The organism is Morganella sp. Je.2.23, from assembly GCF_051129855.1.
Taxonomy (GTDB): Bacteria; Pseudomonadota; Gammaproteobacteria; order Enterobacterales; family Enterobacteriaceae; genus Morganella; species Morganella sibonii.
The window spans coordinates 164,587-188,990 of sequence record NZ_JBCPSQ010000006.1; the positions used below are offsets into that span (position 1 = coordinate 164,587).

A 24,404-nucleotide genomic window follows, 5' to 3' on the forward strand; every position below is an offset into this window, starting at 1 on the left:
TAAAAATACCTGTCGCAATCCAGCCGGCAAAGCCCATACCCACCTCACATTTATCGGGAACCGGAGAGGATTATATAAGCAATTGCATTGATGTCTATTCATCGGGGACACAATCGCGGCAAATAAAAAAATATTATTATTCAGTGCGGAAATAAAGCGGGATTCTCCCGCCACCGCACAAATCCCGTATCCTGCTGAAACGCCGTCTTTTTAACCACTCAGCAAAGCGCCTCTGTGATAGTTGTTGCACCACAGAGTGCCGCAAGTATAATAACCACGTTTTCCAGAACACACTTCAGTGCCGGAGTGGCGGAATTGGTAGACGCAGTTGATTCAAAATCAACCGCCCACGGGCGTGCCGGTTCGATTCCGGCCTTCGGCATTCTTAAGTGAAATCAAGCTACCTCAAGGTGGCTTTTTTTGTGTCTGAAATTCACTATCCGGCTGTTTTTCTCTGCATTTTTCGTTTGTAAATTACTGTAAAATAACATTTTAATTTTTTATTACCGGTTCGTGTAACGTGTTCCTGTTACGCCGTCGCCGTCCGGGCGCTACCCGGGCAAAAAAAGTCAAGTTCGTGGTCAATTCGCTTCGATTTACATTTTGACCCGGAAAAAGCGGTCAGTTTCAGGACTGAAAAGGGCGCGCATTAATAGATTCACTATTAATAAATAATGAAAATGTGTTCGCGAAATAAATAACGGCATCGATATATCCTGGTAAAAAAATAGCATTTTTATTTTTTCAAATAAAAACAATGCGTTGTATTTTTCTCTCCTATTACATTTCCTGCCATTACACCGGTTTATTCATCCTGCGTTGTCTCCGGTTGTCTCCGGTTGTCCACGCTGTTCTGCGTCTCCCTGTCAACACGGCATAAATGTTCAATTCCGCGAACAGACTTTTTTATTGTTCCTGAAATACGTAAACGCCACGATGCGATACACCAATTCGATAAAGGAGTTATCCGCACTTATGGCATTAAGCGACGCAGCAGCAAAGAACGCAAAACCCGGTAAAAAGATGTACAAACTGACCGATGAATATGGCCTGTATCTTCAGGTGAATCCGGCCGGTACAAAGCGCTGGTATTTTAATTTCGTATTTGACGGCAAACAGAGCCGGATTGCCTTCGGCGGGTATCCGCTGGTGTCGCTGTCACGCGCCCGCGAGAAACGCGATGAGGCCCGTCTGATGATACTGGATGGTGTTCACCCGAAGCAGAAACGTATCGCAGAAAAAGAAGCGGAAGAGGACGCGCTGAATACCTTTGAGAAAATGGCGCGGGAATGGTCACATCAGATGTTAAGACGGCGGCGCTGGTCAGAAACACACGCCCGGCGGGTCTGGCGGGATCTGGAAAAACATGTTCTCCCGGCCATCGGTGAGCGGCATGTCGGGACGCTGAAAACCAAAGATCTGCTGGCACCGCTGCGGGTTGTGGAAGCGAATGACCGCCTTGAGCTGGCCTCGCGGCTGAAACAGCGGATCACCGACATTATGGGGTATGCGGTTCAGTGCGGCCTGATCGACCGCAATCCGGCAAAAGACATGGCCGGGGCACTGATGCCGCCGCGTGTGACTCATCGTCCGGCACTACGGCTGGAACGGCTGCCGGAGCTGCTGACAAAGCTGGATTATTACAACGGCCGTGAGTTAACCAAACTGGCGATACAGTTCACGCTGCTGACGTTCTCGCGCTCCAGTGAAATCCGCCTTGCCCGCTGGTCTGAGTTCGACATTGAGCGCGCCATGTGGATAATTCCGGCGCAGCGCACACCTATTCCCGGTGTGAAATTCTCTTATCGCGGTGCGAAAATGCAGTCAGAACACATTGTGCCGCTGTCGCGTCAGACACTGCTGATTCTGGATGAAATCCGTGCCGTCAGCGGCGGAGAAGGGCTGCTTTTTCCCGGCGATCACAGCCTGATAAAACCGATGAGTGAAAATACCGTCAACAACGCCCTGCGGACGTTGGGCTATAACACCGCCACCGAGCTGTGCGGCCACGGCTTCCGCACCATGGCATGCAGCGCCCTGATCGAGTCAGGAAAATGGTCACGGGATGCGGTAGAGCGGCAGATGAGCCATCAGGAGCGCAACGCCGTCCGCGCCGCCTATATTCACAAGGCCGAGCATATTGTGGAGCGGAAACTCATGATGCAGTGGTGGGCGGATTATCTTGATGCGGTCAGCCGGGAATTTGTTGTGCCGTATGAGTTTGAAAATGCGTAATAATTCGCTGATATAAAATATAAAGGGCATCCGGAAGGATGCCCTTTATGGTAACTTTCACAACTGATTTAATATTGTATTGTTTTACAACCTTACAGTGGTTGCCTTCTCCGCTCCCGAAGGGTGCATACATTCTGATCCTTACGATCTGGCCGTACACAGGCGCAGCGCGGGCGACATTATATAATTTAAAGAGCTGGGCCGCTCATACCAGCTCTGTAATGCTGCATCGATATTAATTTATCGGAGAACCAGAGTACTTGGGGCATCATTCCATATGTTTTATTACCTAACCAGCCGTAATGCACCTTATTGAGATGCAGGCCGGGTTATGAATATGAATTATGCTCTTTGGTTATATTCTGTTTAGATTTCTGTTTGAAAGGTGTCTGTATCACCACCGCACCGGCCATTTTTTGGGTGGCCGGTGCTGATGCGTTGCCTGTAAAAACCGGGTGATTTAACGGCGCCTGCCAGGGAAAAAACGTGAAAACGTCCCCCACTTCGTCCCCCACATAGCAGGGTGCCACTTCTTCCCCCACTTCATTTTCAGGAATCTCTGTAACTCACTGTTTATAATGAAATTACAGGGTTCCCCCCACTTAGGTTCTATATATACGTGCGAAGTGGGGAAAAACACCGGTTTTTGTGGTTCTCCGGACAGCTTCCCCCACTATTCCCCCGTTTAGTCCCCCACTTTGGTCTGATGTGACAGCGGGATGATTTCCTCACCCCGGAATGCGATCAGATTGTCTTTTTCCAGTTTATCGAGCCAGCGGGAGAATTTTTTGGAGACATCAAAATTCATTGCTTTCATATCGTCACGCAGCACGGCACGGGTGCAGCTTTCACCTTTGGCTGTCCGTGAGCGGATAGCCTGCCACAGCGCAACATGGTTATCTGTCAGGCGCGGAACACCGGCCAGATCCGGATCAGACGCCGGGTCGTCATCCCGGACCTCCCGTCCTTCATCATTCAGTACCAGCGAGGTGATGTGATCACCGTCCTCATCCACATATAAATCCACGGAATGCAGGTCATAGGCCTGACGCGGCGGCTCTTCGGCATCCTTCATTTTGGTGCAACTGAGGATAATGGCCGGATCTTCGCCCTCCCGGCGTACATGGAACTCCACATCCAGCGCGGCACGGAACGCACTGGAACCCCGCGCGCCTTTATCCTGATCTTTGCCGGAATGATGGATAACCAGCACGGTGGCCTGTGTGGCGGCTTTGATGAAATCGCATCCCTGAATGAATGCCCCCATATCTTTCGCTGCGTTCTCGTCCGATCCGCCGAAACAGCGGGCGAGGGTATCGAGGATGATCAGGCGCACCGGCATACCCGTTGTGGTTTTCACATCATTGGCAGCTTGTATCACCTGCTGCACGCTGTCAGGGCTGGCCGGAAAGATCGGACAATCCACGCGGTAGAGTGAATCTATCGGGCTGCCGCCGTTCAGCGTCTGCTCCCATGCACGGATTCGGCGGGGGACGCCTATTCCGCCCTCACCGACAACATAAATCACCGCGCCCTGTGTGACCGGCTTGCCCGCCCACGGTTTGCCGGTCGCGATATGGCATCCCCACGAGACCGCCAGAAAGGATTTGTAAGAGCCGCTGGCACCGTAAGCGCTGGCAACGGAGGAACCGGGCAGATAGCCCTTGATGAGATAATCCTGACGCGTATCAAAGCCGTCAGAGCCTTTACGCAGCGGAAGGGAAGTGCGGAACGGCGGTGTGTTGTAATCAATGCAGCTCACCGAGACGCGCTGCGGCTGGTAACGCTGTTTATAAAAGGCGGCTTTGGTGGCCTCAATGCCGTGCTGCCGGCGGAAATCATCCCAGTCACACTGCGAGGCCGCCGGCGGCAGAGAAACCCAGCCATTCACCGCCCGGGCGGCTTTCTCTGCCAGGGCTTTGCCGGTATTGGCCGTGCCGTCAGTGCGGATATCATGATCGCCTGCCAGAATAATAACGGTTTTCGGATACTGATTGCGTAAGGCATTCGCGACATTAATGAGATTGTTGGCGGAGACCGCAGCCACAATGGCCGCCGTGGTGCTGATCAGGCTGAGCGTCAGGCCGGTCGCATAACCCTCTGTGATAATGATGGTCTCCGGTGCTTCCGGAGATTGCACGGTAATAAACGCCTCTTTAAGCTGAGAGCCTGGCAGCAGCCGCTTTTCACCGGCCGGGTTAATCAACTGCACACCGGTAAGATCACCGGCGGTATTGTTCAGCGTGAGTAGCAGGCTTCCCTCACCAAAAGTGATATCACTGATTTGCAGGGTTTGCTGTGCGGTCAGGCAGGGCAACCGGACAGTGAATCCTTTCTCCGTGAGATAAGGGCTTTCGCGCATTTCGCTGTGGCTGAGGAGCTGGTTGATTCTCTCCTGCGGCACCCGGCGGTGATGGGTTTTTTCCCTGGCGGGCGGTGTTGACACTGCCAACACCTGGTTTTCTGCCAGTTGCGCCGCTTCGGACAAACTGCACTGTTTTACCAGTGCGACCAGATCCAGCCCGTCACCGTGGCCGCACTGATTACAGAACCAGGTCCCGCGACCGGCTTTATCATCAAACCGGAAGCGATCTTTCCCGCCACAGGCAGGACAAGGGCCGTGTCTGCCATCCGATTGCAGCGGAATATCCAGCATCGCCATCACTGCCGCCCAGTTGTGACGGCATCGTGCCACAACATCAGTCACTGATTTATTCATCGCTGCTCACCTCCGTTGTCAGCAGGGCATTAAGTGTGTTGATACGTTCCCACAGGACGTACATCAGCAGTTCTTCAGCATAGGGATGTTCAAGCCGGATAATGGCAAACGCGAGGGCACAGCACTGGTCAGAGAGTTCTTCGGGCGTGAGAGGAGTGTGATCATACATAAGGCACCCCCGCTGAAGTAAGAAAGAATCGCGGGTAAGCGCAGGTAAGGATAGTAGCCATAGGGCAGCCTCAGTCAGGGCAGACATAATGCTGCCACCTGAGACGCCAATCTCGTTGGTGGCAGCCCGGACAGGGTTGGCGTTACCGGCCCCAACTGTTTCCGGCCTTCCTTGCGGAAGCCCTGCCCGGACTACCATTGAATGCAGGCGGGTACAGACAATCTCCGGAAACATGCTGCTGATGTTTCCGGAGACAGTTGGGAAATTCGGAACGCCAATTCCGGCTGCGGATTGTGCCGCAGCACCGGTAGTATAACGTAAACAACCAGTAAGAAAATAATAAAAAATAATCACTTGCGTGCGTCTTCGTGCCACTATATCAGTCACTGATTTATTCATCGCTGCTCACCTCCGTTGTCAGCAGGGTATTAAGTGTGTTGATACGTTCCCACAGGACGTACATCAGCAGTTCTTCAGCATAGGGATGTTCAAGCCGGATAATGGCAAACGCGAGGGCACAGCACTGGTCAGAGAGTTCTTCAGGCGTGAGAGGGGTGTGATCATACATAAGGCACCCCCGCTGAAGTAAGAAAGAATCGCGGGTAAGAGAAGGTAAGGGTAGTAGCCATAGGGCAGCCTCAATTGGACTTATATTGATGCTGCCACCTGAGACGCCAATCTCGTTGGTGGCAGCCCGAACAGGGTTGGCGTTACCGGGTCCAATTGATACCGGCCTTCCTTGCGGAAGCCCCGCCCGGACTACCATTGAATGCAGGTAGGTACGAGCTATCACCGGAAACATGCTGCTGATGTTTCCGGTGATCAATTGAAACTTCGGAACGCCAATTCCGGCTGTGGATTGTGCCGCAGCTCCGGTAGTATAACGTAAACAGCCAGCCAGAAAATAATAAAAAATAATCACTTGCGTGCGTCCTCACGTTTTTTTATGTGCGATGCAATCCATTCATTTACTTCACTTTCCACCCAGGCGATGGAGCGGCCGCCGATTCTGACCGGGCGCGGGAATTTTCCGCGCTCCATCTGCACGTAAACCCATGACCGCTTAAAGCCGGTTTTCTTCATCACATCGCGAACCCGCAATAACGTGTAATCAGACATCATCAATCCTCTTTTTGTGTGTAAACGCGCTCGACATAACGGCCACGGCCATCACCATGGCCTAAATCCATCGATGTCAGCGCCCTGGCTTCCGTGCGGGAATAGCCCTGAGACAGGTAATGCGCGACAGAATCCTGCGCCCGTGCATAACGCAGACTGTGCGGCGAGTAGCAGCCGGTCAGCCCGATACGTGCGGTATGCGTGCGCCAGTAATTCATCGCGGCCTTTAAATCCGGTTTATCGATCAGTCTGCCGTTGCGGATTTCCGCAACCCGCAGTGCGTTTTCCACCGCCTGTTTCAGAGCGTCCCGGTCGATAATCTGTACTTCCCGCGGACGGCCGCCTTTTGTACCAAACACGACAGTGACGGTTGAGCGGAAAGTGTTTATCTGATTTTTCCATTTGTTTATTGACGCACCACACTGCACTGCTTCTTGTGATCGCAGACCTAACAGACGAGCGAGTTGCAGGGCACAGGCAAAGCCTTCATCACGCGCCTGAGCCAGTTGCAGTGCGGCCTGAAAGCGATCATCCGGGATTGCCAGCTTTGTTCCGGCACGGCTTGCTCCGCTTAATCCGAGCGCCTTATTGGTCAGCCGTTCTGATTCAGCCAGCTTATCCCTGCCGCCTGTCCGGAGAACGCAGCGCAGGGCGGCCATTTCATTCTGCAATGAGCGCAGGGTGATCCCGGACGACAGACGATCCGCAATAAACTGTTCGATATGCTTTGATTTCAGATGCCGGATATCTTTGATCTGGATATTCAGCGCGAGCAGGTGACGGCTGAATCTCTCCATAATCCGGATACGGTCATGCACGGTTTTGAAACTGCCACCGGCCTGTTTCGCCAGCGTGGTCATTTCCCTGGTTAATTTACTCATACGGATTCCCTGTATTGCGGCTGACTGCATGTCTCCGGTGCGTGGTTTGGTGTGCTGAACGATACCTGTGCGCCGGAGCGGGCAGAGGTTGAGGTATTGCGGGGCATCGGTATTGCACTCTGTGCAGCCGCCTGCATAAGCAGGTTATCCCCACGGGCTGAGCAGCCCGTCCCCGGTATCGGTTCAGTGTGGTTGTGGTCTCCTTTTTGGTGATTTATCAGACGCTGACAGTAGTGTCAGAGGCATGACGATGTGTGTAAGTGGTGTCTCACAAGGGCTGAGGGCGGTCTGTGCAGCGGCGTCACTTTCACTGCGTAAAAGTGACGCCTGAGACTCATTGCGCCTGTCAGACGTTTAACAGCGTTGTTTTTACGGCATAGCGCGGTCACCCGAAGGCGTCAGTTGCAGACCACAATGACATTGGCATGTGACCACCCGAAGGCGTTTCTTGCAGGTCACGGGAAACATTGGCTTTGGCTGCTGTCACTGACAGCGGAGTTACGCATATCACCGTAGGGGGAATAACCGGCAGGTTCAAGCGGGTTTACGCATCCTGAAAATGACCGCAAAAGGCCGCTTTGCTGTAAAGCCAGGAAATACCCGGAATTAGGTCGCTAATAATTAGCATTGGTAATTGTAATTTGGTTTTAAAAGATTTCAGGAGTAGATCGGGTGATTGAAAATTGGGGGAGGGGACGGGCGTCTGATTTTAATAGATGAGATATTTGACGAGTATACAGATATTTTTACAGCCTATAGATTGTATTTTGCATTTACACCTTATAGGGTGTAATGTGTAAAAACAGCTTAAAGCCTGTACAGGCATCTGAAATGGTCAATATGCTATGAACACTGCTTATCCGCTTAAAACACTCAATCAGTTGCGCCCGTTACTGGTCGGCTTTCGTAAGGCTAACGGAATGACGCAAAAAGACGTCTCAGAGAAACTAGGTGTTACGCAGCAGACCTATGCCCGCCTGGAAGCCAATCCGGCCAGTGCCAGTATTGAACGACTATTCAAAGTATTCACTGTGCTGGGTGTCGAAATAGTGCTTTCTGCCGGGCAATTCTCAGTTATTCAGGAATCTGCGGAAATACCGGATAACTCTCCGGCCAGACGGGAGAAATGGTAAAGATGAGCCGGACACAACAACGTTTAGCAATATGGATGAACGGAATCCGTGTCGGATTCTGGGAAAAGATCAGAGGGGAAGACCGGCTGCACTATCTCCCGGAGTGGGTTGCTGATGAACAAGGCAGACCGCTGTCTCTTTCATTACCGTTCACGCCGGGTAATCAGGTCTGGCGCGGAAATGTTGTGCGTGATTACTTTGATAATTTATTGCCGGACAGTGAGGATATCCGCAGGCGTCTGGCGATGCGCTACAGGGCGGAGAGCCTGGAACCTTTTGATCTGCTGGCCGAACTGGGAAGAGATTGTGTCGGGGCAATTCAATTGCTGCATCCGGATGATGAACCGGCAGACTTATTTTCTGTCAATTACCGGCCGCTTTCGGAAGCGGATATTGCAGCGATACTGCGTAATACCACAACGTCAATTCCCGGTCGTCATAACAATGATGAAGAGTTGCGCTTGTCTATCGCCGGTGCGCAGGAAAAAACGGCTTTACTGTGGAATGATGGACAATGGTGTTTACCGGAAGGTAATACACCGACGACTCATATTTTCAAGCTACTGCTTGGCTTAGTCGGCAATATGAAGGCTGATATGAGCACATCAGTTGAAAATGAATGGCTGTGTTCGCTGATCCTTGAACACTATGGTATTCCTGTCGCAAAAACACAGATTGCGCAGTTTGAAGACCAGAAAGTCTTGATTGTTGATCGCTTTGACCGGCGCTGGTCAACTGACAGACAGTGGATTGTCCGTTTGCCGCAGGAGGACATGTGTCAGGCACTGGGTGTTTCACCTCTGCGGAAATATCAGGCTGATGGTGGCCCAGGTATCACAGATATCATGGGAATATTGAGTCATTCCGAGCAGGCAGAGCAGGACAGAGAAACCTTTTTTAAAGCACAGATTATTTTCTGGCTGATGGCCGCTACAGACGGGCATGCCAAAAACTTCAGTATTTCCATGGAACCGCAAAACCGTTACCGCCTGATGCCTTTGTATGATGTTCTATCTGCATGGCCGCTGATCGGTAATGGTAATAACCAGATTGCCTGGCAGAAATGCAAACTGGCAATGGCCGTCCGGGGCAGCAGTAACTATTACCTGATGAGCAAAATTCAGCGCCGCCATTGGATCAAACATGGTGAGGCTGTGGGATTTGAAAAACAACAAGTTGAAGCAATGCTGGATGAGATTATCGGCCGGACACCAGAAGTGATTGAGCGTGTGAGAGCGTTGTTGCCGGAAGGGTTTCCGATTGGGGTTGCGGAGAGGGTTTTTGAAGGAGTGACGAAAGTTACCAAACCTGTGTAGCTGTGAATAACAAACTTACTTATGAGCTGAGGCAATTAAAAAGATAATATATAGTTCATAACAAGATATATTTTATTTCCTCCAACCCCAGTTAGTTTATTATTATTTGGATTTATATTTTAAAATAATCTAAAAAACAGAGTTTTATTTTGATGAGGTGTGTCTAAATTAGGGTTCAAGTACAATTTTGTGAAGTGTATACTAAAATTCAATGATTTATATAAATAATAGTTACTATTTTAGTTTAAAAATAGTATTAATGAACTATTATTTAAACCTTATGTATTGGAAAAATTTTATAGGCACGTAAATGAGTTCAAAAATAAAAGAAATATCGTTTAAAGCAAAGTCACATTTGCTGAAACTACTAGGTGATGAGCTGATTGGTAATGACCAGTTGGCTATATTTGAGTTAGTAAAAAATGGATATGATGCAGATGCATCATACGTAGATGTCACATTAGATGTAACTTCGAAAGAACCAAGTATTATTGTCGAAGATATTGACGGAAACGGCATGACTTTTGATGATATAGAGAATAAATGGCTATTGATAGGTACTGATAGTAAGCGGGGAAAAAATAAAGTTAGGACGAAAAAATATAATAGAATGCCTCTAGGAGAAAAGGGTGTTGGTAGACTAGCTGTACATAAATTAGGTGAAAGTCTTCAATTAAATACTCGTTCAATAAATGAAAGAGAGTTGGAAATAAAAATTAATTGGCCGACTCTAATAAATGATGTTGAGTTCATAGATCAAACACAGGTTTCTATTAAAGAATTAGAAACACCTAAATTCTTCAAAGAGAACACAGGGACTAGAATTAAAATTTATGACTTATATAAAACAGAATGGAATAGGAATGACATCCGGAAATTAAAAAAGATGTTAGTAAGCTTAAACTCGCCTTTTTCTAAAAAAGAAACGTTTACAGTTAATTTTAATGTACCTGGGCGAGAGAGTGACTTGATTAATGTTTTAGATATTGAGGATATTTTAGAACTTGGGTTGTGGGAGTTTAAATTTCATATAGATGATAAAGGGATGTTAGAGTATGAATATATATTCAATCCACCATCATCATTCTCGCCAGTCAAAAAATCACATAGATATAAGACAGATAAGTTTCCAGTAACAAATAGAAATTATAATAAGGAAAATTCATCTGAACCTATTTTTTTAAAAGAAGCTGATTTGGATGGGATAGGTCCAATTTACGGTAGTTTCTATGTTTTTTCTCTACAAAAAAACATAATAGATGCAAAAAAAACAGGAGTGTCACAGCAATTAAGATCATATCTAAAAGAAAATGGAGGAATGAAGGTATTTAGAGATGGAATTAGGGTTTTCAATTATGGTGAACCAGGTGATGATTGGTTGCGATTAAACTCAGACCGAGTTAATAATCCAGGGAAAACAATAAGTAATAACACCATAATAGGTGAGATTGATTTGGATTTAGAAAGAAGCAGTGGGCTGATAGAGAAAACGAATAGGGAAGGGTTCACTGAAAATAACATATATGAAGTATTTCATTGGATATGTGAAAATATAATAGATGTTTTTTTGCAAATACATCAACCAGATAGAGATAAAATTAATGAATTTATTAAATCAGGACGAGTGTCTGATCCAAAAATAAAATTTGATGAAAATATAAACAAGATTAGAGAAGTAATAACTAAGAATGGATTAAATAAAGAGTTAGACGGTAGAGTTGATTCTTTAGAAAAAGAGTATAATCAGATGAGGAATGTTATGACATCCTCTGGGTTAAGCGGTCTAAATATATCAGTTATATTCCATGAGGTTGAGCGTGAAATAGATTCTCTTCATAGCATGATTATGCGACACGATAGTAATATAGAAAAAATTAGAGAGCGTTCTACTAATTTAATGACAATATTAGAGAGCTTTAGTACTTTATTGAAGAAAAGAAAATCTGAGAAATTTGAAGCTAAAGAGGTAATAAAAAAAGTTTTTGATCTTTGTGAGCATAGATTTAGATTTCATAAAACATCACTATCTGCACCAATTTTATCAGGAAATAATGAGGATGAAAATTTTTATTTAAATGCACCATTTGGCATTATACAGGCGGCTATAACTAATATTGTTAATAATTCACTTTATTGGTCTCAATATAAAAGAGAAATTTCTAATGATGACGGCTTTATACCCGGTGTCGGTATTTTTTGTCGTCAGAATTGGTATGAAGATGGTCCTGCCATTATTATTGCAGATAATGGTACAGGCTTTAGTCTTCCTCCGGAGAATGCTGTTCAGCCATTTATTGGAAGTCGTCCAGGAGGGATGGGACTTGGTTTATATTATGCGAAAACAGCAATGGAATCAATTGGTGGTAAGCTAATTATAGAATCATTTGAAAATATGGAGTTGCCACCAGCTTATAATGGAGCGGTTGTCTCATTAATTTTTAAAGGGAATAAATAATGTTACCTGAAACGTCTATAATATTAGTCGATAACGACCAAAGTGAACTTGATATTTTATCTTCTGCATTTTTTAAATCAGGGATTTCATGCCTACCATTATTATATGACTCAAAGACAGGTGTTAATTCATATAATTTAAAGCCAAGTGTAAATATTAGATGGTTATTTATGGATTTAAATCTTGAAGATTTACCTAGTAATGAAGCGGCATCATTTATCGGGCCTATAGTAAATGTTATTGAGAGTTTAGTATCAGGTGGAATGTATTCCTTGATATTTTGGTCTAAGCATGAATCTATCATAGACGATATTGTAGAGAGAATAAAAGTTGATAGTTACTTACATCAAAAAATACCTTGCCCAATACAAATATTGAAATTAGATAAAACTTCGTTTAAAGATTCTGATGATTTAAAAAATAGCCTATTAAAATATTTAGATTCCCCTCCGATGATAAAATCACTTTACCAATGGGAAGAGTTAACAAATAAATCTGTAGATAATGTAATTAATAAAATTCATAGCTTGGCCAATACAAATAAAACGTGGGATATTGAGTCTTTAAAAAGTAATATAAGCAATATTCTTAGTTTGTTGGCATATGAATCTACTGGGATTAAGATGGCTAATGATGAATCAAAGAAAAGTCTTAATAATGGACTTCTATCAATTGTTGAAGATGAGTATAATAATATTTCATCAGAAAATATATGGGATGATTACTGCTTGATTCCATATAAAAATCTTGATTTATCTGAATTATCAAAATCAAATTTAAATACGTATTTGTTTGTTGAAGATGTTGACTTTAATAATTTAAATGATAAAACCTTTGATAAAGGTGTTATGACATTTGTAAAAAATAATAGGGAGTTTATTAATGATTTTATTAATAATGAAAATTGTATAAATGAAGAGTTTTTTAATTATAATAGCAATGGTGATAAGTACATTGATGACTTAATTATTGGTTCTCTCGAGGTTTCTCCGGATTGCGATCATGCAAACAGAAAAGTAAAATTAAATAGATTTTTATTAGCGGCACTAATTCCTAAGGATAAATTTGAAGAGTTAAATAAAAATAATAAATATAATGATGGTGTTTTTGGAGAGTTGCCATATTTTATGTATAACAATAAGCAGTACAAACTAATGATATCATACAAGTATTTATTTTCTATCAGCAAAAATGATACTGCATTGTTAAGTTTGTTTGAAAGTAATGGTATTCGAATTAAAGAAAATATTTTATCAAAGGTAAGAAGCGAAATGTCAAGGCATATATCAAGGCTTGGGTATATGGCTATTCACTGAAGAAGATATCGCATAGAACTAGCCATTTAACTATAATGGCTAGTTTTAATAAAATTAATTAGATAGTCATTTTTTATAAATTTCATCTCAAAAGGTCAATAATATAGTCAGATACAGCTATGAAATATTATTATTAATATAAATCAATGGGGTATAGTTCACTGCGATTCCGGCCTTCGCACCATCGGAACATCAATAGACGTAAACGGACGTCTTTTTTTGTGCCTGAAATCCAGTATCTGCAAGGCTTTCCTCGCTTTTTCACTCCACCTAAGTCAACCTGATTCAATCTACAGTCATTACGCCCAGGGAACACCAGTGGATATTGCCCAGACATCACTTTTAGCTGCTGTACGATTTCCAGCGCTTGGGTAGAGAGGGGGACAAGATGAGGCCGTTTCATCTTCTTCCGCTCGGCAAGAATTTCCCACACCCTGTCGCACCAGCACTGGCGCGGCCTGAGCCACTTCATGCACCTGCATTAAAAGCGCCCCACGAAGCGGGCAGGCGTGGCGGGGAGAGCATTGAGCGCCAAAGTGTAATAATATAGTTTCAGCATTTTTTGACACCCCCATCTGCAGGATAGGTCACCACTTAACGTAGGGTTTTCCCAGGTTTCGATAAAACCATTTAGCATCAGGAGCTGATTTACTTAATATCGAACAATAAATATGAACCTTTCAGTGAAACCGTGTGGTATCAAACTCATAAATTAGCAAATGGGTAAAAGTGGGGATATGTGAGGGGTGTATGAGCTTTACTTATTGGGTTTAGTTGAAAATGGTGATTTAATGGCTCTTGAAATTTATCATTATTTAGCTAACCCTGAGGACTTATGGCAATTATTGATGAAAAGCGGCATTTGTACGAAGCCTTGCTGAGATATAATTACTTCCCCAATCAAAAAGGTTCGATAAGTGAAATTCCACCGTGCTTTTCTTCCAGAACATTCACACCAGAAATAGCGGAGTTAGTTTCATCTGACACATCAGGACGTAGAAACTTACAAGGTTATGATTGCATAGAGTATTACGCTACCAGATATAACAATTTCCCAAGAACACTCTCAATTATCCATCCAAAAGCGTACGCAAAATTAGCCAAGCATATACATGATAACTGGGAGGAAATACGGCTTATAAAACAAAATGAAAGCAGCATGATCAAACCAGATATGCATACTGATGGCCGTGTTATAATCATGAATTATGAGGATGCAGAAACTAAAACCGTAAGAGAACTGAATGATGGTTTTGGACGTCGATTTAAAGTTAACGCAGATATATCAGGTTGCTTTACTAACATCTACTCTCACTCTATTCCGTGGGCAGTTGTAGGTATTAATAATGCAAAAACAGCCTTAAATACTAAAGTAAAAAATCAAAATAAACACTGGAGCGACAAACTCGACTATTTTCAGCGTCAGACCAAGAGGAATGAAACACATGGTGTTCCTATCGGCCCTGCAACATCAAGTATTGTTTGCGAGATTATTTTAAGCGCTGTAGATAAACGACTGAGGGATGATGGATTTTTATTTAGACGTTATATAGATGATTATACATGTTATTGTAAAACACATGATGACGCCAAGGCTTTTTTACATTTACTGGGTGTGGAGCTTTCTAAGTATAAATTATCACTAAATTTACATAAAACTAAAATAACTAATCTCCCTGGGACTTTGAATGATAACTGGGTTTCTTTGCTTAATGTAAACTCACCAACAAAGAAACGTTTCACAGATCAGGAACTAAACACTCTAACTTCTTCAGAAGTAATTAACTTCTTAGATTATGCTGTGCAATTGAACACTCAAGTTGGTGGTGGGAGTATACTAAAATACGCTATTTCACTGGTTATAAATAATTTAGATGAGTATACAATCACCCAGGTGTATGACTATCTCCTGAACTTATCATGGCATTATCCAATGCTTATCCCATATCTGGGCGTTCTTATCAAACATATTTATTTAGATGATGGTGATGAGTATAAGAATAAATTCAATGAGATTTTGAGAATGTGTGCAGAGAATAAATACTCTGACGGTATGGCATGGACTCTTTATTTTTGCATCAAGAATAACATTGATATAGATGATGATGTTATAAAAATGATTGTATGTTTCGGTGACTGCTTGAGCTTATGCTTGCTAGATAGCATAGACATATATGAAGAAAAAATTAATGATTTTGTTACGGATATTATTAAATTAGATTATGAATATGATATAGACAGATATTGGCTCCTTTTTTATCAGCGATTCCTTAATGATAAAGCCCCAAGCCCTTATGATGACAAATGCTTTGACATTATGAAAGGTTATGGCGTTAACTTTATGCCAGATGAAAATTATAATACCAAAGCTGAGTCATACTGTCATGTCATCAATAACCCATTTCTCGAAGATGAGGATGAGATTGTAAGCTTTAACGATTATATGGCGTAGTTTTCAGGCCTCATTTCAGAGGCCTAAGTTTCTTGCATACCATTGAAGCATTTCTCTCCTTTTCTCAATGTATAGATCATGATTATAAGTTCCTCGTATACTATTTTTATCAACATGAGCCAGCTGTGTAAGTACCCCGCATAATCGTGTCATTCACACTTAGAGATCTTTCTACATACTCAACATTAACGACTTGAATATATCCCGAAGACTCTTTCTCAATAGGGTATTTGAATTCGTAGTATTCCTTTCTCGGTGGAAAGATCGGTATTTCATTGACTCGCGGATACCTTACAGCGTCCCATGACCACCAAGTGTCACCAAACTCCTGCTGATACCATTCCTCTTTTACAGCCCGGTGCTGTAAATAGTCCTCAGAATCACGCCCCCATACTTCCAGGGGAACAAAATCTGAACCATTGACATCTGTGAGTATGAAATCAGGATGGTACTGATCTTCGGCTGAGTCATAGATCAATGGCTTGGTAAACTGACGTCGTTCTTTAGCCAACTTTTCTTCAATAATCCCTTCGTAAGATGAATCGAGAGGGATCCATCGATCACTCACCATCATTAAAACAACCTGGCGAACACATGCGGAAAAATATACCCGGTTTGACTTCGCAGATTTCCTCTCCTCTGGCACGTCGGTAACAGCAATGGCGATAATTTTACCGCCATGCTGCCACCATGCTGCATCACGTGGAAATCTGGCTAAGGAACGTTCCCAGCGGGAGTTATCGATGGTCAGATATGGCATTCAGGCAGGGGGACTATTCTTCGTGGTTCCGGCCAAAGGGAGATTATTACCGGCAATCATAGCCGGAGACCATTCATTGAGTTCTGAGATGACAATCAGGCGACGACTGTTCGTGCAGGCGTAACTTACAGCCTTCTTATTGGCATGCTCATTCCCTTGTAGTAATAGAACATCTGACAGAACTGTACGGCCTTGTTTAATGTTACTGGCTTCTTTTTGCAAACGGCTCATGACTGTTATGAGCCTTCTTTTGCCTTCGAACCATGGAGCCCATTCATTTAATCCCGAGTTCTCCCAAAGCAAATGAAGCAGACCCAGCATTTTCATCTTCCCAAGGCGGTTAACTTGTTTTTTTTCCCTTGGAGGATACATTGCAGCCGGAGCTGCGCGTTCAGGATCAGCCGCTGATACGCGTAACGAAAAATCTAATCCGATACGCAGAGTACCATCTTCCTCTTCCCTGACAGCCGATGAGGAATATGATTTTGCACCACCATCTGTATTCAGGTGTGAGTGGTAAGAGCAGAAAGGTTTATGCCCGGGGCCGGTGTTTGGGTTACGACAGAGAGTAAATGGACCGGAACCTTTATTGCTTCTTATATACAGCTTAAGTTCCCGGGACGGGTCACAGCAGCAGGTTGCAATGTAATTGTGATTATCCCGGGCCAGTTTCAACGTATGTTGAAAAAAGGAGTCAGCAGTGGTTTTTTGCTGTTCTGGTCTAAAGTAATAAGGCTTATCTTTTTCAAGAAGATGTACGCAGACCTTGATTTGTTGCTTCCTTTTCATTGACCTTTCCTTTTTGTTTCTCTCTCAATCAATGTTTTACCGTATTAGTTGTGATTGTTCAAATTTCCGACAGTGAAATTATGGGTTATAGCTTTACATATTGCTGGCCTGTAATTTTATATCTTCAGATCAGATAGTTATGTATTAATGGTATAGAGCCAGTCTCATTTTTGGTGATTTATCAGACGCTGACGGTGGTGTCAGAGGTGTGATAAGTGGTATCTCACAAGGGCTGAGGGCAGTCTGTGCAGCGGCGTCACTTTCGCTGTGTAAAAGTGACGCCTGAGACTCATTGTGTCAGTCAGACATTTAACAGTATTGTTTTACTACATAGCGGGTCATTCGGAGGCATTTCTTGCTGGTTACGGGAAACATTGGCTTTGGCTGCTATCACTGACAGCGGAATTACGCATCCTTAAAATATCCGGAATAAGGTTGCTAATAATTCGTATCAGTAATTGTATTTTGGCTTTAAACGGTTTAAGGAGTAGATCGGGTGATTTAAATTTGAGGGGGATGTATGAAAAATTTCAAAACAACTTATGAAGATAAGATGATCTGTTTTTCAGAGCAAGAAGTGATGTTATTATGTAGTCGTAATAATAATTTTGGATAACGTGGTGGTATTTTTCATATTAAAGGACTTTTTTTATGGCATATCCTGTTTATTTGGTTTTAAGAGGTAAGAGTCAGGGGTTGATTTCTGCGGGATGTTCATCTGTTGATTCTATAGGGAATCGTCACCAAATTGGTCATGAGGATGAAATTCAGGTACTTAGCTTAACGAATGGTTCGTTTCGTACACAAAATGCCTCTTATCAGCCAATTACATTTACTAAACCGATAGATAAATCATCACCTTTACTTTCTGCTGCTCTGGATACTAATGAGATTTTAGAAGCTAAATTCATATTCTACAGAACGAGCCAGCATGGTCAGCTTGAAAGTTATTATGAGATTAAACTCACCGAAGTGTCACTGACTGAAGTATCTGAAATATATCCGGATTCAATTAATAATAACGAATCAATGCCATATCAGCGTATCCAAATGAAATTTGTATCTATCTCGAGGAATCATTTAAAGGGTAGTACATCCGGGTACAGTATTAACAGTGATATGATCAGGTAAATACACGCCTGCCTGTTTTTACAATGTTCATTTTTCGTTAGTGTACTTGATGAAACGTATTGACTATCTGGTGAGAACAGCAATTATCATCAGATAGTTAATAGCAAAATATATAGTTTATCTACACATGCTTTTTGAGATAACATATTCATTTGGAGAGAATATGGATTTTTTATCACAGGTAAGATAGCCTTTTGAGGTTAAGTTTACATTTATATAACCTGAAAAAAATAAACTAAAAACCATACCGGCTATCGCTATTCCCGCCAGGTATTTTGCGGTGGATATTGTTTTTTTTGTTGGTTTTATATTGCGGGATAAAATAAATCCGAAATATGCGAAGTAAATAATAAGGGGAGAACCAAAGCCAAACATTCCGGTCAGGAATGAGAACTCTATTTTATCCTTCATCAAAAAATAATCAAGATAATGAGTTATTGATACGTATATGCCATAGCTAGCCAAAAGAAGTAAAAATACAGATGAAAAAAGTAATTTAACAGGGGCTGTTTTAACCACGACTATATCTCCCTAACAACGTAAAAAATTGATCCGGATGGTAAGGTGTTTCAGGTTTTGGCGGTCTGTGAGATTTTAATGCTTTAATGATTGCTTCACTGATTCCGTATTCATCATCGAGTTTATAGAGAGCGTAGGCAATCAGTGCACCAACAACAAATACGCCAACCGCGACAGCGATAACACTGACCCCGGCTGCTAATGCCCCTGTTACAATACTTCCGGTTACTAAGGTTGTTACCTGAGTAGCAACAGCTAATTTTGCCATATCCATTGTGACATTAACAAAAAAATCAACCAGGGTATATTCTTCTTTGAATATCAATTCAACCACCCGGTAAGCTAATGAAAACACGATCGCAAACCGGGTTGCTCCCGCTGAGACTGCCCCCATTCCCTGAGTGCCTACGCCCATGTATAAAATGCGGGGATTATCAGCCAAATATCGGGTTGCATTCAGATAGGCTCTTACACCAGGGTGTCCTGATAACCGAATATAAGTATTACCATTCGGTCCGGTATACTCAATTGCTGTTATATTGAAATTCCTGAACTCATTTATTATTCTTGTAACCCTGTGTGCCTCATACAGGTTTCCGGAATAATTTGAAATAAAATCACCAATACCAAATAATGTATCTTCAGGGGATGTGAAAGGGGTCGGTGTGATTTGATTTTTTAAAACATACTCAGCTTCTTCAATAGTAATTACTGCCGCAACGTTATCATCATCTTCTGTCTCATCGAGTATTCTTTTGATTTGGCTGTAATTGATATATGCATTAGCTTTATCTCAATCAATTACATTCGTTTCGTAAATGTACCCCATTTCAACACCCTCTGAGATTAATTTGGGTTAGGGTAATAAAGTTTTCATTGATATGCAATTCTGAATACGTCGGTAATCCGAAGAAATGGCTGAAAGACTATTTCTAACTCAATATTTTTAATGTAATCAATCGATTAAGAATGGAATTGTTTTTGTTTTTTAAATATCGACGAGATAATTATGTTATATATGAAATAAATAGATTAATGAATAGTAAGTACCCCCTATAGTCGTGTCAGTCACTGCAGCGGTAATATTATTTCCTCACACCTTAAACACCTGCTTACGATGCCAACCGATGTATTTTTCTGCCGGCCATAAGGATTCATCATGCGGAAGATACAATAACTGTCCGTTTCGCTGCCAAAACAGGTTGTCGACGACAGGGCTGCGGCTGACACCGGCGGAGATGCGGATAGTCAGATTCTCATCTAATCCGAATGCGCCCATATCAAACGCATCGTGGTGAAGAGAGCATAACGCCAGGCCATTGTGTACCACACACGGGCCGCCGTAGGCTTTCCAGTGAATATGCGCGGCTTCAATACCCACCAGCGCACCATCCAGGCGGAGGTCATAACCGCAGAAAGCGCATCGGGAGTGATAAGCCCGCAGTATGATGTCTCTGAAATGCGGGTCGCGGTTTTTTGTCCGGTCAACAAAATCCAGGCCAAGTTGGTTGGCAAGTATCCGCTGAACACTTTCCGGAAAACGGTTTGTCAGAATCTGCTGGGCCAGTTTATCAATTAATTCCGGATGTTCACGTAATTGCCGGTAAGCGGCCTCATCAAAGCCACCGGATACGTGATTATCGATCAACTCTTTTTTTGTCGGCTGTGTGTTACCTCTGCGGGGTTTGCAACCTTCTGCATTGGTGATTTCCCAGAAGCCATCTCCCCTGAGCCGCCAGAAAGGCATATTAGGATAATCAGTGCGTCTCTTGGGGCCAAACTCTCTCAGCAGGCGGGTCAGTGGTTCGTGGATTTCCCGGCCATAATTAAACAAACGAGGATGGCCCGCCTTATACTGAGAAAGTACATACAACAGCAGTAACGGCTTATGTGGGGCGCATACGTCACCCTGGCGCCATACCGACACGTTGGCGATGGCGGATTGCAACGTTTCAATAGATATCATAAGGGAATGAACCGGGTAACTAATTTATATAACTGCGATCATGCTCGTAAAACCGGAGCATTTCAATGCTACATTCACACATGCACAAACATCAAACTCACCGACATTATAAGCGATATGTAAGCAGCCATAAGAATATAGGGTGTTATTAACAGGAGTGATAACAGAAACAATATAATACGTAAAAGCCGGTCGGATGAGATGGATGAAAGCCAGAGGATGAACAGGGAGGCGATAAAAATCACTGAGATATCAATGTGTTTGTATACAGAAAAAATAGTATCGGCCAATATAATTTCTCCCGGATGATTATTATTCCGTTGTCATCCTTAACATACTCAAAAATTGAAATTTTTCAATGTATTCAAAGCGTTCACTGTTACGAAAATAATAATAATTTCAATAGAATATTGATTATATTTACCGCATTGATATCTGCTGTAAACCAGACTTCCCTGAAAACAAAAAAGACGAAGATCCCTCTTCGTCCTTTTACTTACAGCACCTCACAGATTAAAAGCTGAAACGGTATCCGCCGTTAATCTGGTACTGATCAAACCGGTTGCCTGTTGAGCTGTCAGCCTCTGCATACAGGGTATGTTTTTTGCTGATATTGGCGCTGATACCCAGTCCGTTGTTCCACCAGTTTCCTTTGAAGCTGTGTGCTTCACGGGAGCCATTCAGTTTATAGTCCGTGTTGCCCTGAAACTCTCTGACAAAACCGGTTTTCAGGTAAACGTTGATCTGGCTGTCACCTGTGGTGGTTTCATAGCCGATCAGTGTACCGGCGCGTCCGATGGTGGAATCATAGCTGCCGAGGTCGATTTTCAGGCCATTACTGGCGTGAATACCGGTTGAGTCCTGATGGCTGTAAGTCAGCTGCGCCTGTGGTTCGATATAGAAACCATTACCGGTCTGGCTCAGGCTGAATTTCCGGCCTGCTTCCGCGGACACACTGACGCCTGTTGAGCTGCCGTCGCCGCTGACATTATTGTTCTGGCTGTCCGATACACTGAATTTATTTTTCAGCCTGGAGACCTTGGCAATACCATCAACATAGAAACCGTTATCCGCCATGTAAGTGGTGTAAAGCCCCAGATGGTATGAGCGGACAGTGCCGTCCCCGCCGCGATAGTCCGGTGACCCTTGTGTTAAGCCCGCAAAGGTACCGATATACAGCGGTGTATCCGGTGAGATACGTTTATCAAAGCCCAGCTGTGTACCGCCGTAGGTCATGTCGAATCCGCTCATTTTACCGCCGGCAAAGGAATTGAATTTACCGCCGAAGCCTCTCAGCCATGCATTATTATCTCCGCCGTTCTGACGCAGGTCGCCCATACGCTGCATCAGTGTCTGAGTCTCTGCGTAGTTGATCAGATATCCCACGTTCAGGAAGTTACCGCCTGCATCCGCTGTGGTGGTGATCGGTGGTTTTGGTTTTTCCGGTTCCGGCTCTGGTTCTGGTTCAGGATCGGGGTCCGGGACTACCGGTGGCGGGACATAAGCACCTGATGAGTACAGTTCCCAGTTATTACCGTTCTTGCGCACGTCATACAGATAACCGCCTAACTCGACTTCAGACGTTGACGTAAAATTCGCTGCGCCGTCTGCGGTTTCCACAACGGTCAGAATCTCATTACCGGTTGTTGCCAGGCTGCCGCGGTTTAACACTGTTAATGAATAATCACCGGCACTGGTGCCGGTTACCACCAGTTTGTCACCGGCGTTGTTGACACCATCGCCGTCACCGACAATATCGGTACGCAGTGTGAATGCGCCGTTGCCGCTGAGGTTGGCGATACTCAGTGTTGAGTAACCGGTATCGGACAATCTGTGCGATAAGTCGACAGCGGTATTATTCAGTATCAGATTATCCAGATTGGAATCATCTGTGACATTCCAGCGGCTGTTGTCCATAGTGACATTCAGCAGGCCGCCGTTGACGTTATCGCTGTAGGCGTTCCCGGTCCACTGTGAGCCGGAAGCCATATCCACATTGATCAGCCCGCCCCGTGACTGAATACCGCCGTTGATCAGCATTTTGCCTGTTGCATTAATCCGGCTGGCGGCATAGCCGTCATTGTGCTGAGTGGCGATCGCTATCTGATCCGCGGTTGCCATGTTAATGGTCAGGTCGCCGGTCAGATCAATCTGACTGTTGGTCATGGCATAGACACCACGCGTTCCGGCGGCACCTGTTACCGTGATATTTTCACCGGTCATGACGCCGCCGCCCAGTGCCCATAATCCCAGCGCCAGGCTTCCGTTACGATCAACGGTAATATCGGTGTTTTTCAGGTTGATTTTAGCACCGGAAAACTGTGCTGACGCACCGTAAGAGCCTCCGGAGAAAATGGTATTACGGTTATCCGCCGTACCGGTAAAGTTGATGGTCGTACCTGAGCCGTTGGTGACCAGACCACCGCCCAGTTCAGAATACATATGGCTGCCGGCACCGATATTGGCGGTTCCGCCGCGTACTTCCAGCGCGTTGGCATTGCTTCCGCGGGCGATCATTGTCAGGGCATCTGCTTTGATATCACCAAAGCTCCAGATACCGTGGGCGTTATCGCCGTTGGTCATAATTTTGCTGCCGGTACCCAGATCAACAATGGAGTTTCTCTGGATATTCATGCCGTATGCATTTGAACCCTGTGCATCGATAGTCAGGTTGGTGGCAGTAAAATAGGCGGGGCCATTGGATGCTGTGCCGTTCAGGCCGTCGATACGGATACCATAGCTTCCGCTGCCGTTGGTTTTAATTGTACTGCCTCTGCCCAGATTGACTTTACTGCCGTAGTCTGCGATGGACAGGCCTGTGCCGCTGTTACCTTTGGTTTCAATAGAGAGGCGATCGGCAGTCAGAACAGAGGCATTACTGACAACCACGCCGCTGGCCATACCATTAGCGGTTCCTTCCACTTTTACGCTGCTGCCGGTTCCCAGATTGGCTTCTGCTTTTTTACCGGACAGGTCAACACCGATGGCACTTTTACCGGTTACGTTCACGGATAAGCCATTGGCATTTAATATGCTGTTATTACCCTGGATAACCACGCCTTTGGCGTATTTGTCCGTATCTGTCACATTAACAGTCACGTTATTGCCGAGATTAATGGTTCCCGATGCATTGTTATAGGAGTTCAGAACACCATAGCGGTTTCCGGATGCATCCCCGGTATCACCGGTGATCAGGTCACCATCGTTAACCGTAATATTGGTGCCGCTCTGGCTGCCGATATCCGCAGCCTGCGCTGTCTGTAAACAGACCGCCGTACTCAGGCTGAGAAGCCCGGCAGCGGCTAACCAGCCTCTGAGCGAAAGGGCGGTAAATTCAGAATGAGGGGATCGCGGATATCCCCTGATAAACAGGTTAATATTCATAGCATTCCTTTCATAATTTTTATTTTCTAAAAACAGATAAAAATTATGTAAATAAGATAT

Annotated in this window: 18 protein-coding genes, 1 tRNA gene and 3 pseudogenes; 8 read left to right on the forward strand and 14 right to left on the reverse strand. The window is 44.3% G+C overall.

Annotated features, from left to right (window positions below):
• The first annotated feature begins 300 nt into the window (after positions 1-300).
• Positions 301-382 (forward strand) — tRNA-Leu (locus AAZR23_RS17265).
• A gap of 593 nt (positions 383-975) precedes the next feature.
• Positions 976-2,235 (forward strand): tyrosine-type recombinase/integrase, encoded by a 1,260-nt coding sequence (locus tag AAZR23_RS17270; protein ID WP_434693982.1) that lies wholly within the window; start codon positions 976-978, stop codon positions 2,233-2,235.
• Positions 2,236-2,920: 685 nt separating this feature from the next.
• On the opposite strand, the gene AAZR23_RS17275 is transcribed toward AAZR23_RS17270, so the two are convergent.
• The 7 genes and pseudogenes from AAZR23_RS17275 to AAZR23_RS17305 all read right to left on the reverse strand — a co-directional run bounded on the left by AAZR23_RS17275 (position 2,921) and on the right by AAZR23_RS17305 (position 7,123).
• Positions 2,921-3,997 carry a helicase RepA family protein gene (locus tag AAZR23_RS17275; protein ID WP_434694079.1) on the reverse strand — a complete coding sequence of 359 codons (1,077 nt, stop codon included), beginning with the start codon at positions 3,995-3,997 and terminating at the stop codon, positions 2,921-2,923.
• Positions 3,998-4,063: 66 nt separating this feature from the next.
• Positions 4,064-4,954, reverse strand: a pseudogene (locus AAZR23_RS17280) (primase-helicase zinc-binding domain-containing protein); the annotation flags it as partial.
• Positions 4,947-5,522, reverse strand: a complete 576-nt coding sequence (locus tag AAZR23_RS17285) for an ash family protein (RefSeq protein ID WP_434693985.1) — start codon at positions 5,520-5,522, stop codon at positions 4,947-4,949. The gene AAZR23_RS17285 and the pseudogene AAZR23_RS17280, both read right to left, overlap by 8 nt.
• Positions 5,515-5,691 carry a hypothetical protein gene (locus tag AAZR23_RS17290; protein ID WP_234420384.1) on the reverse strand — a complete coding sequence of 59 codons (177 nt, stop codon included), beginning with the start codon at positions 5,689-5,691 and terminating at the stop codon, positions 5,515-5,517. The genes AAZR23_RS17285 and AAZR23_RS17290 overlap by 8 nt, the downstream gene beginning before the upstream one ends.
• A gap of 39 nt (positions 5,692-5,730) precedes the next feature.
• A pseudogene (locus tag AAZR23_RS17295) lies at positions 5,731-6,045 on the reverse strand (ash family protein); the annotation flags it as partial.
• On the reverse strand, positions 6,042-6,245 hold the full coding sequence (locus AAZR23_RS17300) for a helix-turn-helix transcriptional regulator (protein WP_434693988.1): 204 nt from the start codon (positions 6,243-6,245) through the stop codon (positions 6,042-6,044). The gene AAZR23_RS17300 and the pseudogene AAZR23_RS17295, both read right to left, overlap by 4 nt.
• Positions 6,245-7,123, reverse strand: coding sequence for an integrase domain-containing protein (locus AAZR23_RS17305; protein ID WP_434693991.1), 879 nt, complete (start codon positions 7,121-7,123; stop codon positions 6,245-6,247). Before AAZR23_RS17305 ends, AAZR23_RS17300 begins: the two co-directional genes overlap by 1 nt.
• An 845-nt stretch (positions 7,124-7,968) precedes the next feature.
• On the opposite strand from AAZR23_RS17305, the gene AAZR23_RS17310 reads away from it, so the two are divergent.
• The 4 genes from AAZR23_RS17310 to AAZR23_RS17325 all read left to right on the forward strand — a co-directional run bounded on the left by AAZR23_RS17310 (position 7,969) and on the right by AAZR23_RS17325 (position 13,343).
• A complete protein-coding gene (locus AAZR23_RS17310; RefSeq protein WP_166708723.1) occupies positions 7,969-8,256 on the forward strand; it encodes a helix-turn-helix transcriptional regulator in 288 nt (95 codons plus the stop codon).
• Positions 8,257-8,258: 2 nt separating this feature from the next.
• Positions 8,259-9,572: a type II toxin-antitoxin system HipA family toxin gene (locus AAZR23_RS17315; protein ID WP_434693993.1), complete on the forward strand. Its 1,314-nt coding sequence runs from the start codon at positions 8,259-8,261 to the stop codon at positions 9,570-9,572.
• Positions 9,573-9,882: 310 nt separating this feature from the next.
• Entirely contained in the window at positions 9,883-12,027 is a 2,145-nt protein-coding gene (locus tag AAZR23_RS17320) for an ATP-binding protein (RefSeq protein ID WP_434693996.1), read from the forward strand.
• Complete coding sequence (locus AAZR23_RS17325) at positions 12,027-13,343, forward strand: hypothetical protein (protein WP_434693999.1); 1,317 nt, start codon at positions 12,027-12,029, stop codon at positions 13,341-13,343. The genes AAZR23_RS17320 and AAZR23_RS17325 overlap by 1 nt, the downstream gene beginning before the upstream one ends.
• Positions 13,344-13,596: 253 nt before the next feature.
• On the opposite strand, the pseudogene AAZR23_RS17330 reads toward AAZR23_RS17325, so the two are convergent.
• Positions 13,597-13,776, reverse strand: a pseudogene (locus tag AAZR23_RS17330) (integrase); the annotation flags it as partial.
• 402 nt (positions 13,777-14,178) lie between these two features.
• Between AAZR23_RS17330 and drt4 the strand changes: the two are divergent.
• Positions 14,179-15,795: an antiviral reverse transcriptase Drt4 gene (gene drt4 / locus AAZR23_RS17335; RefSeq protein ID WP_434694002.1), complete on the forward strand. Its 1,617-nt coding sequence runs from the start codon at positions 14,179-14,181 to the stop codon at positions 15,793-15,795.
• 109 nt (positions 15,796-15,904) lie between these two features.
• Here drt4 and AAZR23_RS17340 read toward each other — a convergent pair whose 3' ends face one another.
• Together AAZR23_RS17340 and AAZR23_RS17345 are read right to left on the reverse strand one after the other, a co-directional pair.
• Positions 15,905-16,555, reverse strand: a complete 651-nt coding sequence (locus AAZR23_RS17340; protein ID WP_434694004.1) for a DUF1173 family protein — start codon at positions 16,553-16,555, stop codon at positions 15,905-15,907.
• A complete protein-coding gene (locus AAZR23_RS17345) occupies positions 16,556-17,344 on the reverse strand; it encodes a DUF1173 family protein (protein WP_434694007.1) in 789 nt (262 codons plus the stop codon).
• Positions 17,345-17,995: 651 nt separating this feature from the next.
• Here AAZR23_RS17345 and AAZR23_RS17350 point away from each other — a divergent pair.
• On the forward strand, positions 17,996-18,475 hold the full coding sequence (locus tag AAZR23_RS17350; RefSeq protein WP_434694009.1) for an Hcp family type VI secretion system effector: 480 nt from the start codon (positions 17,996-17,998) through the stop codon (positions 18,473-18,475).
• 117 nt (positions 18,476-18,592) lie between these two features.
• On the opposite strand, the gene AAZR23_RS17355 is transcribed toward AAZR23_RS17350, so the two are convergent.
• The 4 genes from AAZR23_RS17355 to AAZR23_RS17370 form a co-directional block, all read right to left on the reverse strand.
• Positions 18,593-18,994, reverse strand: a complete 402-nt coding sequence (locus tag AAZR23_RS17355; protein WP_434694011.1) for a DUF1240 domain-containing protein — start codon at positions 18,992-18,994, stop codon at positions 18,593-18,595.
• Positions 18,987-19,409, reverse strand: coding sequence for a hypothetical protein (locus tag AAZR23_RS17360; protein ID WP_434694013.1), 423 nt, complete (start codon positions 19,407-19,409; stop codon positions 18,987-18,989). Before AAZR23_RS17360 ends, AAZR23_RS17355 begins: the two co-directional genes overlap by 8 nt.
• Positions 19,410-20,087: 678 nt before the next feature.
• The gene (locus AAZR23_RS17365; protein WP_434694015.1) at positions 20,088-20,960 is read right to left on the reverse strand and encodes a phosphorothioated DNA-binding restriction endonuclease; all 873 of its coding nucleotides are present in this window, start codon (positions 20,958-20,960) and stop codon (positions 20,088-20,090) included.
• A gap of 513 nt (positions 20,961-21,473) precedes the next feature.
• Entirely contained in the window at positions 21,474-24,344 is a 2,871-nt protein-coding gene (locus tag AAZR23_RS17370; RefSeq protein WP_434694018.1) for an autotransporter outer membrane beta-barrel domain-containing protein, read from the reverse strand.
• Positions 24,345-24,404 lie beyond the last annotated feature (60 nt).